The 16,210-nt window shown below is 72.7% G+C and carries 13 protein-coding genes; 5 read left to right on the top strand and 8 right to left on the bottom strand.

Annotated features, from left to right (window positions below):
• Positions 1–341 precede the first annotated feature (341 nt).
• Positions 342–2,468 (bottom strand): DNA topoisomerase IV subunit B, encoded by a 2,127-nt coding sequence (locus VIG79_RS00795; RefSeq protein WP_331880883.1) that lies wholly within the window; start codon positions 2,466–2,468, stop codon positions 342–344.
• A gap of 33 nt (positions 2,469–2,501) precedes the next feature.
• Positions 2,502–3,020 (bottom strand): redox-sensitive transcriptional activator SoxR, encoded by a 519-nt coding sequence (gene soxR / locus VIG79_RS00800; protein ID WP_331880886.1) that lies wholly within the window; start codon positions 3,018–3,020, stop codon positions 2,502–2,504.
• Positions 3,021–3,073: 53 nt separating this feature from the next.
• On the opposite strand from soxR, the gene VIG79_RS00805 reads away from it, so the two are divergent.
• The 5 genes from VIG79_RS00805 (at position 3,074) to VIG79_RS00825 (ending at position 6,375) form a co-directional block, all read left to right on the top strand.
• Positions 3,074–3,787 carry an SDR family oxidoreductase gene (locus VIG79_RS00805; RefSeq protein ID WP_331880889.1) on the top strand — a complete coding sequence of 238 codons (714 nt, stop codon included), beginning with the start codon at positions 3,074–3,076 and terminating at the stop codon, positions 3,785–3,787.
• On the top strand, positions 3,784–4,869 hold the full coding sequence (locus VIG79_RS00810) for an S-adenosylmethionine:tRNA ribosyltransferase-isomerase (RefSeq protein WP_331880892.1): 1,086 nt from the start codon (positions 3,784–3,786) through the stop codon (positions 4,867–4,869). The genes VIG79_RS00805 and VIG79_RS00810 overlap by 4 nt, the downstream gene beginning before the upstream one ends.
• A 123-nt stretch (positions 4,870–4,992) precedes the next feature.
• Entirely contained in the window at positions 4,993–5,193 is a 201-nt protein-coding gene (locus VIG79_RS00815) for a hypothetical protein (RefSeq protein WP_331880895.1), read from the top strand.
• A gap of 420 nt (positions 5,194–5,613) precedes the next feature.
• A complete protein-coding gene (locus VIG79_RS00820) occupies positions 5,614–5,823 on the top strand; it encodes a DUF7455 domain-containing protein (RefSeq protein WP_331880897.1) in 210 nt (69 codons plus the stop codon).
• Between the two features lie 60 nt (positions 5,824–5,883).
• Positions 5,884–6,375, top strand: coding sequence for a DUF456 domain-containing protein (locus tag VIG79_RS00825; protein WP_331880900.1), 492 nt, complete (start codon positions 5,884–5,886; stop codon positions 6,373–6,375).
• A 126-nt stretch (positions 6,376–6,501) separates the two neighbouring features.
• Here the strand turns inward: VIG79_RS00825 and VIG79_RS00830 are convergent, their stop codons facing one another.
• The 6 genes from VIG79_RS00830 to VIG79_RS00855 form a co-directional block, all read right to left on the bottom strand.
• Positions 6,502–6,903: a DUF3040 domain-containing protein gene (locus VIG79_RS00830; RefSeq protein ID WP_331880903.1), complete on the bottom strand. Its 402-nt coding sequence runs from the start codon at positions 6,901–6,903 to the stop codon at positions 6,502–6,504.
• A 192-nt stretch (positions 6,904–7,095) separates the two neighbouring features.
• Positions 7,096–8,457: a DNA polymerase IV gene (gene dinB / locus VIG79_RS00835; protein ID WP_331880956.1), complete on the bottom strand. Its 1,362-nt coding sequence runs from the start codon at positions 8,455–8,457 to the stop codon at positions 7,096–7,098.
• A 156-nt stretch (positions 8,458–8,613) separates the two neighbouring features.
• The gene (locus VIG79_RS00840; RefSeq protein WP_331880906.1) at positions 8,614–9,417 is read right to left on the bottom strand and encodes a methyltransferase; all 804 of its coding nucleotides are present in this window, start codon (positions 9,415–9,417) and stop codon (positions 8,614–8,616) included.
• 72 nt (positions 9,418–9,489) lie between these two features.
• Positions 9,490–14,589, bottom strand: coding sequence for a PHP domain-containing protein (locus VIG79_RS00845; protein ID WP_331880908.1), 5,100 nt, complete (start codon positions 14,587–14,589; stop codon positions 9,490–9,492).
• Between the two features lie 283 nt (positions 14,590–14,872).
• Complete coding sequence (locus tag VIG79_RS00850; protein ID WP_331880911.1) at positions 14,873–15,700, bottom strand: SAV_6107 family HEPN domain-containing protein; 828 nt, start codon at positions 15,698–15,700, stop codon at positions 14,873–14,875.
• A gap of 9 nt (positions 15,701–15,709) precedes the next feature.
• Positions 15,710–16,138 (bottom strand): DUF6504 family protein, encoded by a 429-nt coding sequence (locus VIG79_RS00855; protein ID WP_331880913.1) that lies wholly within the window; start codon positions 16,136–16,138, stop codon positions 15,710–15,712.
• Positions 16,139–16,210 lie beyond the last annotated feature (72 nt).

Here is a 16,210-nt window from a genome sequence, read left to right on the forward strand (position 1 = left end):
GTCGTGGCGGTCACCGCGGGTCTGGTCTACCGGATCACGGTCGAGGAGCGCGCGCTGAGCAGCGACGTCGGCGCCGCGTACCGCGAGTACGCCGCGACCCATCAGCGGCTGGTCCCCTTCGTCTGGTGACCGCCGGAACCACGGCCGCGGGGAGGTTCTTGCGGGTCCCGACCCCCCAAGGCTCCCCACAGGCCGTACGTCCACGACGCGGACGAACCCTGAGGGGTGCTTCGGCTCCATGACCTATGCCATCCAGGGAGGGATATCCAGACCCGTGTCGGGCGGTTCCGATCGTGTTTCCGGAACCACTCACACCCCACGACGGCGGCTCGGCGGCCGACTCAGGCGTCGATGCGAGCGCGGTCGAGGGCGGCGGCCGAGTCGATGATGAAGTCCTTCCGGGGGGCCACGTCGTTGCCCATCAGCAGGTCGAAGATCCGCTCGGCCTGCTCCGCCTCGCCGAGCGTCACGCGTCGCAGCGTGCGGTGGCGCGGGTCCATCGTCGTGTCGGCCAGCTGGTCGGCGTCCATCTCCCCGAGACCCTTGTAGCGCTGCGGCGGTTCCTTGACCTTCTTGCCGCGCTTCTCGATCGACGCGCGGGTGCGCCGCATCTCGGCCTCGTTGTAGGTGTAGATGTACTCGTTCTTCGCGCTGCCGGCGTTGATCACCTCGAGCCTATGCAGCGGCGGCATGGCCGCATACACCCGGCCGGCGTCCACGAGCGGGCGCATGTAGCGGAAGAAGAGCGTCAGCAGCAGGGTCCGGATATGGGCGCCGTCGACGTCGGCGTCGCTCATGATGATGACCTTGCCGTAGCGCGCCGAGTCGAGGTCGAACGTGCGCCCCGACCCCGCTCCGATGACCTGGATGATCGCGGCGCACTCGGCGTTCTTGAGCATGTCGGCGATGGACGCCTTCTGGACGTTGAGGATCTTGCCGCGGATGGGCAGCAGGGCCTGGTAGTCCGACGACCGGGCCAGCTTCGCCGTGCCCAGCGCCGAGTCGCCCTCGACGATGAACAGCTCCGAGCGCGCGACGTCGTGGGTCCGGCAGTCGGCGAGCTTGGCCGGGAGAGAGGAGGACTCGAGCGCCGTCTTGCGCCGCTGCGTCTCCTTGTGCAGCCGCGCGCTGATCCGCGACTTCATCTCCGAGACGACCTTCTCGAGGAGGTTGGCCGCCTCCAGCTTCCCGCCGCGCGGCGGGTTGCTGATCCGGTCGGTGAGCTCCTGCTCGACGACCCGGGCGACGATGGCGCGCACCGCCGAGGTGCCGAGGACCTCCTTGGTCTGGCCCTCGAACTGCGGCTCGGCCAGCCGGACCGTCACGACGGCGGTCAGGCCGGCGAGGATGTCCTCCTTCTCGACCTTGTCGCTGCCGACCTTGAGCCGCCGGGCGTTGAGCTCGAGCTGCTTGCGGAACACCTTGACCAGCGCCTGGTCGAACCCCTGGACGTGGGTGCCGCCCTTGGGCGTCGCGATGATGTTGACGAACGAGAGCACCTTCGCGTCGTAGCCGGTCCCCCAGCGCAGCGCCACGTCGACGAGGCACTCGCGGGTCAGCTCGGTCATCGTCATGTGGCCCGCCGGGTCGAGGACCGGGACGTTCTCGGTGAAGGTGCCTGAGCCCTGCAGCCGCCACACCTGGGTCACCGGCGAGTCGGGCGCCAGGAAGTCGACGAACTCGGTGATCCCGCCGTGGTGGACGAACGTCTCCTCGTGGACGCCGTCCGCACCGGGCGTCCCGGGCAGGCCGCGCTCGTCGCGGATGACGAGCGCCAGCCCGGGGATGAGGAACGACGTCTGCCGCGCCCGGGCGGTCAGCTGCTCCAGGTCGAGCTCGGCGCCCGGCTCGAAGATCTCGTGGTCCGGCCAGAACCGGACCCGGGATCCGGTCACGCCCCGCTTGGCCCGGCCGACGACCGGCAGCGCGCTCTTGCTCTCGTATGCGGTGAAGGTCCCGTCGGGTCCCTTGCCCGCGCGGTCCGAGAAGGTTCCGGGCTCGCCGCGCCGGAAGCTCATCCCGTAGGTCTTGCCGCCGCGGTCCACCTCGACGTCGAGGCGGGCCGACAGCGCGTTGACGACCGAGGCGCCGACCCCGTGCAGACCACCGGTGGCCGCATACGAGGTGCCGCCGAACTTGCCCCCGGCGTGCAGCTTGGTGAACACCACCTCGACCCCGGAGAGCCCGGTCCGCGGTTCGGTGTCGACCGGGATGCCACGGCCCTGGTCGAGGACCTCGACGGAGCGGTCGGCGTGCAGGACGACCTCGATCCGGTTGCCTGCGCCGGCCAGCGCCTCGTCGACCCCGTTGTCGATGATCTCCCAGAGGCAGTGCATGAGGCCCTTGCTGTCGCGCGAGCCGATGTACATCCCGGGGCGCTTGCGCACCGCCTCCAGACCCTCCAGGACCTGCAGATGGCGTGCGGTGTAGTCCCCGTTGGTGCTCGGTCGTGCTGCAGCGCTGGCCACTCTCGTCCTTCGGTCCGTTGGTTCGCCCGCAGGCTATCCCCCGGCGACGACCGACCCGGGTAGGCCGCGCTGCGCCCCCGCCGCCTCACGCTCACGCGCGCCCGGCCGACGCAGCAGCTCGGGCAGCCGGCCGGCTCCCGAGGTCCGAGTGCCGATGACGTCGTCTGGGTTATAGAGCCAGCAGGTACCCAGCGAGAGGCACCCGCAGCCGATGCACCCGTCGAGCCGGTCGCGCAGCGCCTCGATGGCGGCGACCCGCTCGTCGAGACGGGCCCGCCAGTCCTCGGAGATCCGGCGCCAGTCTTCCGAGTTAGGGGTACGGCCGTGCGGCAGGGTGTCGAGCTCGGCGGCGATCTCGTCCAGGCTGAGGCCGACGTTGCTGGCGGCCCGGACGAACGCCAGCCGGCGCAGGACGGCACGGGCGTAGCGGCGCTGGCCGCCCGAGGTGCGGGACGCCTCGATGAGTCCCTTCTCCTCGTAGAACCGGAGCGCGGACGGAGCGAAGCCGCTGCGGTGGGCGACCTCGGAGACGGTGAGCGGGTCCTTGGCCATGCGGTGGAGTTTACCCTTGACTTCAAGTCAACTTGAAGTTTGACGATGGGTGCATGACCACGACATCACCCACTGCCCTCATCACCGGCGCGTCCGCGGGACTGGGCCGCGCGCTGGCCACCGCGTTGGCCGAGCGCGGCTGGACCCTTGTTCTCGACGCACGGGGCGCCGACCGGTTGGCCGAGGTCGCCACCGAGCTCGCCCGGGTCACGACCGTCGAGGCCGTCGCCGGGTCCGTCGCCGACCGCGCCCATCGGGCGGAGCTCGCAGCGGCCGTTCGCTTCCACGGACCGCTGGACCTGTTGGTCCACAACGCCAGCGAGCTCGGCGGCAGCCCGCAGCCCCGGCTCGAGGACCTCGACCCGCACACCTTCGAGACCGTCCTGCAGACGAACGTCGTGGCCCCGGCGGCGCTCACCCGGCAGCTGATCCCTGACCTCGTCGCGGCCCACGGCACCGTGCTCGCCATCTCCTCCGACGCCGCCGTCGAGCACTACGAAGGCTGGGGCGCCTACGGCGCGAGCAAGGCCGCGCTGGATCACCTCGTCGGCACCTTCGCGGCCGAGCAGCCGGCCCTGCGGTGGTACGCGGTCGACCCGGGCGACATGCGCACCGCCATGCATCAGGCGGCGTTCCCCGGCGAGGACATCAGCGATCGGCCGGTGCCGGAGTCCGTCGTCCCCGCCCTGCTCCGGCTCCTCGACACGGCGCCCCCCAGTGGGCGGTACCGGGCCAGCGAGTATGCGGTTCGGGAGGTGCTCGCGTGACCGCCCTCCCCGTCGCCCCGACGACTCGGTTCCCCTCTCCGGAGGACACCACGGCGGTCGGCCCGCCCGAGTCCCGCGGCATCCCGAGGGACGGGGTGCGGCTGCTGGTCGCGCGGCCGGACCGCCTCGACGACGTCCACTTCCGCGACATCGGACGGTTCCTGCGCCGCGGCGACGTGCTCGTCGTCAACACCTCGGCCACGGAGGCCCGCGAGGTCGACGCGTGGTCCCCGCGCCACGGGGACCTCGTGGTCCACCTGGCGACACCGCTGGACTGGGCCGACGGCGAAGCCGGGGACGCGAGCTGGGTCGTCGAGCTGCGGAGTGCGCCGGCGGCCGCGTCGCCGGTCCTGGACGCCCGGTCCGGCGAGCAGGTGCACCTCGGCGAAGGAGTCGTCGCCACGTTGGTCGACGGCTACCCCGCGCTGGGGTCGTCCCCGACGGGGCACGGCAACCGGCTGTGGCGCGCGTCGGTCACCGGGGACCTGGCCGGGCTGACTCGGCGCGTTGGCCGTCCGATCGCCTACGGGTACCTCGACCGCCGCTACCCGCTGCGCGACTACCAGACGGTCTTCTCCCGCGATCCGGGAAGCGCCGAGATGCCCAGCGCTGGGCGGCCGTTCACCAACCGGCTGGTCACCCGGCTGGTCCGCTCGGGCGTGCTCGTCGCGCCGGTCCTCCTCCACACGGGCGTCTCATCCCAGGACGCCGGCGAGTCACCGCAGCCCGAGCGGTTCGAGGTCACGGCCGACACGGCTGCGCTGGTCAACGCGGCCCGGTCCCGGGGCGGCCGGGTGGTGGCGGTCGGGACCACCGCGACCCGCGCGATCGAGTCGGCGGCCGAGGTCGACGGGCTGGTCGAGGCGGCCGGCGGCTGGACCGAGCTCGTCATCGGGCCGAACCGACCGGTGCGGGTCGTCGACGGCCTCGTCACCGGCTGGCACAACCCCGAGGCGTCGCACCTGCTGCTCGTCGAGGCCGTCGCCGGCGCCGAGCTGACGCAGAACGCCTACGACGCGGCCGTCGAGCAGGGGTATGCGTGGCACGAGTTCGGCGACTCGTGTCTCATCCTGCCGGGCTGAGGCCGCCCCAGCCGGTAGTACGACGGCGTCGGGAGAAGCGGCATCGGGAGAACACGAGCAGCACACCGCCGGCCACGAGCAGGACGGCCGCGGCGCCGACCAGCTGGCCCACGGGGCATACCGGTGCCGGCGAGGGGCGGGTACGCGGCCGCTGAGGAGCCGGACGGTGGTGAGCCCGACCCGGCACCCGCAGCGGACCAGGTGGTCGTCGTGCCGGGGGTCGTGGTGGACGTCGCGGTGGGTGTCGTGGTGGTCGTCCGCTGCGGCCCGGGATTGAGGGTCACCGTCGGTGTCGGTGCGCCCGTGACGGTGACGGTGAAGTGATACGGCGCACCGACCGTGCCGGACGGCGGGGTGCCCGTGATCGAGGCGGGATCCCGGCGGTGATCCGCTGAGTGGGCGCCGAGGTCCAGTCGCCCTCGGGTGGTGGCGGTCACTGAAGCGTCGAACCATCGTGGCACGAGACGGCCGAAGGCGGTCCTTCCCGGCATCGCGACCGCTGCTCCCGTCTGTATCACCAACTGTGACGAATGCCTCACAACAACATCACGGTTCGGCGCATCGTCGGCCAGATGGCGAGCGAATCCACAGAGGGAAGTTAGAGCCGTGCTTGACTGTTGAAAGCGGAGTACCGGACGTCACCACCAGCGACGCACGGTTGACGTCAACGGGGACGTCGTCGCGAGATGACGGACGGTCCGAACCCCGGGCCGCCACCCCCGAACACCCAGAGAGAAGGCAGACGTGAACGCAACACTGGCCCCGAGCCTCAGCGCAGCAGATCGTTGCGATCGCTGCGGTGCCCAGGCCTACATTCGCGCCCGCCTCAACAGCGGCGGTGAGCTCCTGTTCTGTGCCCACCACGGCCGCCAGCACCTGCCCCAGCTGCAGGCGCACGCGAGCGAGATCCACGATGAGTCCGACCGGCTCACTGCGGAGGACGTGCTCGGCTGAGCATCCTGCGTAGAGTCCTGGCGTGACCGATACGGCTCGCCACGGCACCAGGCCCGTCCGATGACCACGGTCATCGTGACGGGCCTGCTGATGTTGGTGGGCCTGGTGGGCATCGTCGTGCCGGTGCTTCCCGGGCTGTTGCTCGTCTGGCTGGCGACGGCGCTGTGGGCGTTCGACCACCCCAACCGGTGGTCCTGGCTGGTCTTCGCCCTCTGTGGCGTCGTGTATGCGGCGGGCCTGGTCACGCAGTACCTCGTGCCGGGGCGGCGGCTCAAGGACGCCGGCGTCAAGACCTCGACGCTCTTCCTGGCCGTCATCCTCGCGATCGTCGGCTTCTTCGTGATCCCCGTGGTCGGGGCAGCGGTCGGGTTCGTCCTCGGCGTGTTCCTCGTCGAGCTGGGGCGGCAGCGCGACGCGCGGGTGGCCTGGCGGTCGACGGGTCACGCCCTCAAGGCCGTGATGATGTCGATCGGCATCGAGCTGGTGGCCGGGTTCCTGATCGTCGGGCTGTGGCTGGTCGGGGTGTGGCGGCTGGGTATCCCCGGGCTCTAGGACGGCGAAGAGACAGCAGCACGGCTCGGGATCGAACCGTGCTGTCAGATCGTTCGGGGTGGTTCCGGTGGGATCCGGTCGGGTCAGGGCCGGTCGGCGGCCGTCAGGGCCGGCAGGAGTGGCGGGTCACCACTCGTCGTGGCGGCGCTTGTCCCAGCGCTCCTCGAGCCGCTGCATGAAGCCGCCCGACTTGGGGCCGGCCTTGCGGGTCTCGCCGGACACGGTGCGACGGACGGCACCGTCCGGGCCGACTGCGCCGAGGACGGACTTCTTGGCCGGGGTGAACGCCCATGCGCCGCCGGCGACCATGAGCGCGAAACCGATCGCGCCAAGCCAGATCAGCGCGTTGAAGGCACCGAGGACGACCAGGGCGAGTCCGATGACGACCCCGAGAACGCCGACGATGATGCGGCGCTTGCCGGGATGCAGACCGTGGTTCGTGATGTGGGTCGCGAAACGGGGGTCCTCGGCATACAGAGCCTGCTCCATGGCCTGGAGCACCTTCTGCTCATGTTCGGACAGCGGCACCGGTCAACCTCCCTTGCACGACCGTCACCTGGTAGGACGAACGGACGCTGCGAAAAGTTCGAGCGACGACCCCGTCGGCGTCGACGTCCTACTCATCAGTCACGTGACAGTCACTGTAAGTCTTAAGGATATGTCGGCGCGAGAGGAGCACGTACCCCAATCCGAGTGCGGGGTCGAAACGTCAGCAGACTGTCATGTCGGTAGGTCATCGCCACCACCCGCTGGGTGAGGTGGGCGCTCCGGCCGTCCCGCGGGACGGGGCTTCCTCACCGCGCGCGACACGTCAGCCCGAGCCTGCGCGGCCGCGGCCGCCGGCGACCTGGGGGCATCACTCCGGTCGCGGACCAGGGCAGCCGGGCGGACCGCCCCCGCGCCGAACCGCGCACTGGCTCGGTCCACCGCCTTGTCGGCGTCCCGCCAGCCGTGCTCGGGCTCGTCGAGGGTCGCCTGGATGGCGGCCCCCTCCCCCTCCACGAGGCCTTCCATCCGCACCCCGACCAGCCGGATCCGGGCGCGCTGGAGGCCCAGAGCGTCGAACAGCGACCGGGCCGTGGCGTAGATGTCGCGGGACACGTCGGTCGGGTCGCGCAGGGTCCGGGACCGCGTGATCGTGGTGAAGTCGGCGAACCGCACCTTGATGGTCACCGTCCGGCCCATCATCCCGGCGGCCCGGACCCGCGCGGCGGTGCGGTCGCTGAGCCGGAGCAGCTCGCGGTGGATGACCACCGGGTCGTCGATGTCGTGGGAGAACGTCTCGTCGGACCCAATGCTCTTCTCGCGCGTCTCGCGGACCACGGTCCGCTCGTCGCGACCCCAGGCCAGCGCGTGCAGGTGAGCGCCCGCGACGTCGCCCAGGCCCCGCCGCAACGTCTCCACCGGCGTATGCGCGATGTCGGCGACGGTGCGCAGCCCGAGCCGGGTGAGGGCCTCCTCGGTTCGCTCCCCCACTCCCCATAGGGCGCCAACCGGCAGCTGGTGGAGGAAGCCGAGCACCTCGGTCTGCGGGACCACGATCATGCCGTCGGGCTTGGCCAGGCTGGACGCGAGCTTCGCGACGAACTTGGTCGACGCCACGCCCACCGAGCAGGTGATCCCCTGCTCGTCGGCGACGGTGTCGCGGACCCACTGCGCGATCCGTGCCGGGCGCCCGAGCCGGCGTTGCGCGCCCGCGATGTCGAGGAACGCCTCGTCGAGGGAAAGCGGTTCGACGATGTCGGTCACGGCGTGGAAGGTCGCCATGATCGCGTCGGAGATCTGGGAGTAGCGGGTGAAGTCGGGCTCGATGACGATCGCCTGCGGGCAGAGCCGGCGGGCCTTGCCCATCGGCATCGCCGACGTCACGCCGAACCGGCGCGCCTCGTAGGTCGCCGACAGCACCACCGACCGGTTCCCGCCACCGCCGATGACCACCGGCTTGCCACGCAGGTCGGGCCGGTCGATGAGGGACGCCGACGCGTAGAAGGCGTCCATGTCGACGTGGAGCACGGTGCAGCCGGTGTCGTCCGGTTCACCGGCCCCGGTGCGCCGGGGTGCGGCGTACTGGCGACGGCTCATCGTTCCCACCGACCGCGAGGGTGACTCGACTGGCTCGTACGTGATGGGCTCGTACGTGACGGGCTCGTACGTGACGGGCTCGCACGTGACGGGCTCGCACGGCGACCCGCGCGCCGAGGGGGACGCGGCGCATACCGGCGGGTCGAGCGGTGGACCTCAGGACCGCTGGGCGATGACATGAATGCCGGCGCCGAGGGAGCCGAGCGCCTCGGCGTAGTGCGGGTGGGTGGCCGCGGCGCGTTCGAGGTCGGCGACGGCCGCGCGGTCGGCGGCGCTGTCGAGCGCGCTCGGTGGGACGAGGTCGGTGAAGACGCGGACGCCGTGGACCTGCAGCGGCGTGAAGCCGGCGACGTCGAGCAGCGTGACCAGGCCCTCGACGTCGAACCGGCGCGGCAGCGGGTCGCCCTTCCCCCAGCGGCCGTCGGGGCTGGTGAGCGCCTCGCGCGCCTGGCCGAGCTCGCCGGCGAGAGCCTTGGCCAGGACGACGGCGAGCCGTCCGGCGACGAGGAGGGAGAGGTGGCCGTCCGGGGTGAGCACGGCCGCGATCTGGGCCAGGGCCGCGGCGGGGTCGTCGACGACCTCGAGGACGCCGTGGCAGCAGACGAGGTCGACGCTCTCGCCCTTCTCGGACACCAGGCTGTCGGCGTCCCCCTGTCGTCCGGTGACGCGGTGGGCCACGCCGAAGTCGGCGGCGCGGCGTTCCAGGGCGGCGAGGGCGTTCGGACTGGGGTCGACGACCACGACGTCGTGACCGAGCTCGGCGAGCGGGACGGCCAGGCCTCCCGAACCGCCACCGAGGTCGAGGACCCGCAGGGGGCGACCGAGGTCGGCCTCACGCTGCTGGACCAGCTCGACCACGGCGTCCCAGACGCCCTGGTTGCGGACGTGGGTCCGTGGCGACGAGGACGCGGTAGCACGGAGGGCGGGCGTCTCGGGACGGTCGCGTCGCTCGTCGGCCACGTCGTCGGTCCTCTCCGGCGTCCGGTCGGCGTCCGGGTGAACGGCAAAGCCGCCGCACTGGACGGGCTCACCCTAGTGCCCTGAGCTTCCGGGGCTGGCGTGCCAGAGCTTGCGGGGTGGCGTGCCTAGGGTGCGCATGTCGTCGGGGGTCACGTCCGCGCTCTCCTCGTCGCCTCGCTGCCCGTCGCGCTGTCCGTCGCGCTGTCCGTCGCGCTGTCCGTCGCGCTGTTGAGAGCGCTGTGGCGGGCGCTGTGTGGCGATACCCGAGGCGTCGGCTCCGGGGACGGCGTCCGGAACCGTCCGTGGCGTCGCGAGGGCCCGGGCCCCGCGGGTGTCCGCCCCGGCCGGCCTGACGTCGGCGTAGGGCGACTGCCGGAAGCCGGACGCGTGGACGAGGACCCGCCGCGCGCCCGGCGCCGCGGCCCGGCCCGGAGGAAGCGAGCCGCCACCGCCCATGCCGCCGGCCCGCGAGGCGTGGCGGGAGTCCTCGGCGTCCCGCTCGAACCGTGCGGCGTAGTCGGCGTTGTCGCGGTCCCCCCGCGGCAGGCCGGTGTAGGACTCGAGATCGGCGGCATCCCCGCCGCGTTCGCGACCGCCACCGCTTCTGCCGACCCGCGCGGCGACCGGCATGTCGCGACCGTCGGCCTCCACGGCAGCGGCGAGGGCGGCGTCGTTGCGGGCCAGCACCTCGCGGTCCTCGGCCTCCAGCGCGGCGAGGACGGCCTCGAGCCCGCCGCGGGTCCACGCGTCCCACAGCGCCGACAGCTCCCACGCCCCGGTGGCGCGGACCGAGATCCCACGCGGGCCGGTCCGGCGGGTGATGCCGCGGACGAGGAGCATCCACGAGTGGAAGACCGTGGTCGCGTAGGGCCCCTGGGCGTCCTCGAAGAACGTCGCGTCGATCGGCCCCGTCGCGTCGTCGAGGGTGAGGAACACGACTCGTCGACCGCTGCGGACCGGCGGCGTCTGGGTCGCCACCTTGACACCGGCGATGAGGACCTCGCTTCGGCTGCGGGTATCGAGGATCTCGGTCGACCTGGTCACCCCGAGGGCGTCGAGCATTGGCCCGTAGAAGTCGACGATGTGCGCACTCGCGTCGAGGCCGAGGATGTCGAGCTCGGCGCGGACGCGTTCCGGGCCGGTCATCTCGGGCAGTCCGGTGCCCTTCTCGAGCCGAGGCGTGTCGCCGAGGTCGAGGGTCAGCTGAGTCGGCTGGGCGTAGGCGGGGACGACCCGTTTCGCGGCCTGGGACTGGGCCGCGGCGCGAGCGGCGACGTCGAGGCCGGTATGCGTGGACGGCGCGGCCTGGGTGGCCAGCGCCGCGGCGGCACTGGCGGCGGCACTGGCGGCGGCACTGGTGGCGGCACTGGTGGCGGCTGGCGAGGGCGGTGAGCTCTGCCCCTCAGAGGGGGGAAGATCCACCGCGTTGTGCGTCGACCCGCCTCCGTCGTCGAGCCGCTGGCCCGTCCACGGTGAGCGGGCTCCGGGCCGGCCGCGGCTGACCGGGCGGTTCGGTGCCTTGACGCCCGACTCCCACGCCGGGCCGGCGATCCCGGTCAGCGCGGCGACGTCGGACGAGGTCGGTTCCGGCATACGTGCTGAGGCCGGCCCCGAGCCGGGCGCCGCCGACGGGACCCACGGTGAAGCCGGGGATGCCGTCGTCCCCGTCCGGACGCGCTTCCCCGCCACCGCCGTCGCCCGTGACCATCGGTCCAGCTCGGCGACGTGGAGCAGCAGGTCGCGACGGGTCACCCGGCCGCGGCGTCCCAAGCCGGCCGACGTCAACGTGGTGAGCGGTCCGTAGTGAGGACCGGCGCCGTCACCGGACTCGGTGTCACGCATACCGGAGCCCTTGGCGTCGAGCTCGACGTCACGCATACCGGAGTCCCCCGCTTCGCCGTGGGCGCCGTCCCGAGCGTCGCTGCGGGCCCCATCGGGCCCGATCCCGCGCATACCGACTTCCTGCGCGTCATCGTCGGCCGAGCCGTAGCCGCGGGCGCCACGGCGACCGCCCTCCGGGGCGTGCGCCGCGCGAAGGCCCCGATGTCGGGGGCGACCGGGGTCGACGGCCGCGCCGACCGTGTCGATGCCGTAGATCGTGTCGAACCCTCCGGCGAGGACGAGGCGTTCGGTGACCGGCCTCGAGACGTGAGCACGGTTCCAGAAGTCGGCGAGGCTGTGGAACGGTTGCGCAGCAACGACCCGGGCGACCTCGGCCTCGCTGATCCCCTTGACGTCGGTGAGCGAGATCCGGATGCCGTAGGCGCTGCCGTCCGGCAGGTCAGGGTCGAGCGGCGCTGGTTGTGGGTGAAAAGGGTCGGAATTCCGACCGATATCAACCGCATCCGCCGTATCCGCCGTATCCGCCGTATCCGCCGTATCCCCCGTATCCGCCGTATCTGCGCCATCGAGCCGCTCGACGACGTAGGTCTGCTGGGAGGCGTTGACGTCGAGGCCGAGCACCGTGATGCCGAGGCTGCGGGCGTCGTCGAGGATGAGCCGCTTGGGGTACATGCCGGGGTCGTGGGTGAGCACGCCGGCCAGGAACGCCGCCGGATGGTGGGCCTTGAGCCACGCCGACTGGTAGGTGGGCAGGGCGAACGCCGCCGCGTGCGCCTTGCAGAATCCGAACGACGCGAACGCCTTGAGGACCTCCCAGATCTTGTCGGTCACGTCCTGGGGGTAGCCGCGGGCGAGCGCCGCGGGTCGCCACCACTTCTCGACCTCCCCCTGCCCGCGTGGCGACCCCATCGCGCGGCGGACCTCGTCGGCCTCGGCCAGGGTGACGCCGGTCGTCTCGGCCACCATGAGCAGGACCTGCTCGTGGAAGACGACGACGCCCTCGGTCTCCTTGAGTGCCGGGATGAGCGTCGGGTGGAGGAACTCGGGGGCGTTCCAGCCCTGCCGCGCGTTGAGGAACGGGACGATCATGTCGGACTTCACCGGGCCGGGGCGGAACAGCGAGATGTCGGTGATCAGGTCCTCGAACGACTCGGGTCCGAACTTGCCGATCAGTTCGCGCTGCCCCGGGCTCTCGATCTGGAAGCAGCCGAGGGTGTGCGTCGTGCGGATCATCCGGAACGTCGTCTCGTCGTCGAGCGGTACGTCGTCGCGGTCGTCGAGGTCGATGCTCACGCGGTCGACCCGGCGGACCTCGTCGACGGCGTGGGCCATCGCGGACTGCATCCGGATGCCGAGGATGTCGAGCTTGAGCAACCCGAGCGCCTCGACGTCGTCTTTGTCGAACTGGCTCATGGGGAACCCGATCCAGCTCGCCTCGACCGGGGTCCGGTCGAGCAGCTGCGAGTTGGACAGGACCACGCCGCAGGGGTGCAGGGCGATGTGGCGCGGGAGGCCGTCGAGGCGCTCGACGAGGTCGAGCATGAGGTCGAGGCGCGGTGCGTTGAGGCCGCTGGCCCGCAGCTCGGGCAGCTCGGCGATGGCGCCGCGGACGTTGCGCGCCGAGATGTGCGGGAACGCCTTGGCCATCGCGTCGACCTCGCTCGGCGGCATGCCCAGCGCCGCGCCGACGTCGCGGATCGCGTGCCGCACGCGGTAGCTGTCCATCATCGACACGCAGGTGACCCGTTCCCCGCCGAACCGGGCCAGCACCTTCTCGTAGATCTCGGTGCGCCGGGCCGCCTCGACGTCGATGTCGATATCGGGCAGCTGAGCGCGCAGCGGCGAGCAGAATCGCTCCATGAGCAGGCCGTAGCGCATCGGGTCGACCCCGGAGACTCCGAGCAGGTAGTTGACCAGCGACCCCGCTCCCGACCCGCGCGCGGCGACGCGGATGCCCAGGTCCTTGATGAGGTCGACGACGGTCGCGACGGTGAGGAAGTAGGTGGGGAAGCCGAGTCCGGCGATGACGTCGAGCTCGTCCTGGAGGCGTCGCTCGACCGCCTCCCGTTCGGTGGCGGTCGCGTCGGGGTAGGCGTCGCCGACCTTCGCGCGGCAGCGCTCGGTGAGGACGGTATGCGGGTCGACGTGGGGTTCGATCTCGAGGACGGTCTGCTCCGGCAGATGGACCGAGCCGATGCCGAGGTCGATCGTGGGGTCGAGGACGCACTCGCTGGCGAGCGCGACGGTCGAGCGGAGCAGGTCGCGGGCCCCCTCGCGGGCCAGGGCGGCGCCCCCCTGCAGGCCGGGACCGGACGCCGCGAGGATGTCGCACGCGACGGCGTGCATCGACGGGGTCGGGCTGAGATGCCCGGCGGTGGTGATCCGGTCGAGGTGCCGCACGTCGAGCGCGACGAGCCGGCGGGCGGCGTCGAGGACGTCGACGACGGCGGCCTCCTGCGGGTCGGCGTGCCGGGCGGCGGCGGTGAGGACGACGCGCAGGCCGTGGTCGCGGGCGAGGGCGTAGAGCCGGGCGGCGTGGCCGAGGCTGGCCGGGGAGCCTTCGGGTCCGCCGTGGCAGACGACCTCGATGACCAGCGCGTCGCGCGGCAGCAGGGCGCGCCACCGGGCCAGCGCGGACTCGGCCTCACCGCGTCGCCGGTGCAGCACGGCCCGGCCGACGTCGGAGTCGGGACCGAGGAGGACGACGAGCGGGCTGGGACCATTGGCGCCGGTAGCCCTCGGCTCCCCGGCCGCGGTGGCCAGCTCGGCGATGAGCTCCGGGGTGACGACCGGTTCGCCGCGCTCGCCGCGGAGATGCGTGGCGGTGACCAGCCGGCAGAGCCGACCCCACCCGGCGCCCGGGTCGAGACCGGAGCCCATGCCACGAGCGAGCACGGTGACGCGTGGCCGTCGGTGGTCGACGATCGCCCCGCCCCGCACCGGGGTACGGGAGCCCGAGCCACCCGGACCGCCCTGGGCGCCCGGACCGCCCTGGCCGATGCCGTCCGGCGAGCCGGTGCGCCGGGTGCGACCGGTCGGCCGAGCGGCCGGCGGCGGCAGCGACGGCCACCAGGCGGACGCCTCGCGCCCGGACGCGGGGTTGGCCGGCCGAGGGGCGGGACGTCGCGGCCGTTCGGTGTCCGGACGACCGGTCGGGGCGCTGACCGCGAGGTCGACGCCGAGGATCGGGTCGATGCCCGCCTCGGTGCACGCCTGGACGAACCGCACCGCACCGTAGAGGCCGTCACGGTCGGTCAGGGCCAGCGCCGGCTGACCCCACGCCACGGCCCGCTGGACCAGCGCGGCGGGAGTGGAGGCGCCGTACTGCATCGAGTATCCCGACGCGACATGGAGGTGGACGAAGGTCTCGCCCGCACTCAGCCGTCGCCCGGCAGCCGCCCGCCCGCGCGAGGTCGCCGCTGGACCCGCTGGTGAGGTCGCCGCTGGTGAGGTCGCCGCTGGACCGGCTGGTGAGGTCGCCGCTGGACGCGCCCGCCCGCGCGAGGTCGCCGCTGGACCCGCCGCTGGACCCGCTGCTGGACCCACTCGTGGACCCGCCGGTCGACTCGGTGAAGGGCTCGCCCGGGACTCGGCTCTCGGCCCGTCGGGGTCGTCACGTCCCACGACCGGCCTCCCCCGCCGATCCCGCCGAAACCCCCGATCCTGTCGACCCCGACCCGGCCGCGCCGCCCCGACCTCTCGAAACCCCCGACCTCGCCGACCCGGCCGAGCCTCCCGAACCGGCCGAGCCTCCCGAACCGCCCGAACCGCCCGAACCCACGCCGGACACAGCCCCGGAGCGGGACACCGGTGCGACGTAGCGGGAGATCGGCGCCAGCGCCGCGTCCCGCGGCAGGCCGAGGAGGTCCTGGATGATCTCGAGGAAGTTCTCCGCCTGGCGCAGCAGGTCGTCGGACTCGCGGCCGGTGATCCGGCTCCCTCGCTCGACCGCCGCCCGGCGACGGGCCGAGGCCGCGAAGAACGCCGACCACTCGGTGAGCTCGGGCGCCACGCGCGGCAGCAGCTCCCACACGCTGCGCGGCCGCGAGCGGGTCGTCCTGGTTCGGATGGGCCGCCCCGCACCGGACGCCCCCGCGCCCGATGACCCGGCACCGGACCCACCGGACCCCCGGGCTCCCCCCGCCCCACCGGCTCCCCCCGCCCCACCGGCTCCTCCCGCCCCGCCGGACCGCCCGGACGGTCCGGCTCCGGACGGCGCGGCACCACTCGGGATGCTGCGGGCCGCGAGCAGCGCCGCCGCCGCTCGGAGGGCCCCGAGGTGGGCCTCGACGTAGCGCTCACCGGCGTCACCGGTGCGGCAGGCCTGCAGCAGGCTGGCCCGGGACCGGTCGAGCAGGTCGAGGGAGGTCGAGGCGAGCGGAGCCCGGGACACCCGGTACCCGCGGACGGCACTCGTCGGCACGCTCATCGGCACACTCATCGACACTCCTCAGTCCGCCACACGCACGAGGCGCCAGTCGGCGTCGGGACCCTCGGCCCCGTCGCTGGTGAGGTCGAAGACACCGGTCCCGAACGACTGACCCCGGCTCGCCTCGACCCGCCACACGTGCTGCTCGCGCGAGGCGACGTCGATGCCGGTCGGCTGGCCCGGCACCGGGTCGAGGGCGTCGCGCCACCAGGAACGCCGCTCCCGCCAGTGGGCCAGGACGCGACGGACGACGTAGAGCCGGCCCTGCCAGATGAACGCCTCCGGCCCGGCGATGTCGACCCCCTCGCGGCCGCCACCTCCACCGTCCACCACACCGTCCACCTCGACCGTGCCGTGCACCGACTCGGCACCGCGTCTCGGGGCGGTCCCCTGCACCGCCCCGAGCCGGGAACCCGACCGGACCTCGACGGGGTCGCTGTATCGGCGCATGACAACATCGCCCCTTCCAGGCATACGTGGACACGGGTAGGAGACGTCGACCGGATCGCGAGATATTCGTAC

The organism is Lapillicoccus sp., from assembly GCF_036559105.1.
In the GTDB taxonomy this organism is placed as follows: domain Bacteria; phylum Actinomycetota; class Actinomycetes; order Actinomycetales; family Dermatophilaceae; genus Lapillicoccus.

Coding starts and splice junctions, on each gene's coding strand:
- VIG79_RS00855 (WP_331880913.1), bottom strand. CDS start 16,138: ATGCGCCGATACAGCGACCCCGTCGAGGTCCGGTCGGGTTCCCGGCTC.
- VIG79_RS00845 (WP_331880908.1), bottom strand. CDS start 14,589: ATGCAGTACGGCGCCTCCACTCCCGCCGCGCTGGTCCAGCGGGCCGTG.
- VIG79_RS00805 (WP_331880889.1), top strand. CDS start 3,074: ATGACCACGACATCACCCACTGCCCTCATCACCGGCGCGTCCGCGGGA.
- soxR (WP_331880886.1), bottom strand. CDS start 3,020: ATGGCCAAGGACCCGCTCACCGTCTCCGAGGTCGCCCACCGCAGCGGC.
- VIG79_RS00825 (WP_331880900.1), top strand. CDS start 5,884: ATGACCACGGTCATCGTGACGGGCCTGCTGATGTTGGTGGGCCTGGTG.
- VIG79_RS00850 (WP_331880911.1), bottom strand. CDS start 15,700: ATGAGTGTGCCGATGAGCGTGCCGACGAGTGCCGTCCGCGGGTACCGG.
- dinB (WP_331880956.1), bottom strand. CDS start 8,457: ATGAGCCGTCGCCAGTACGCCGCACCCCGGCGCACCGGGGCCGGTGAA.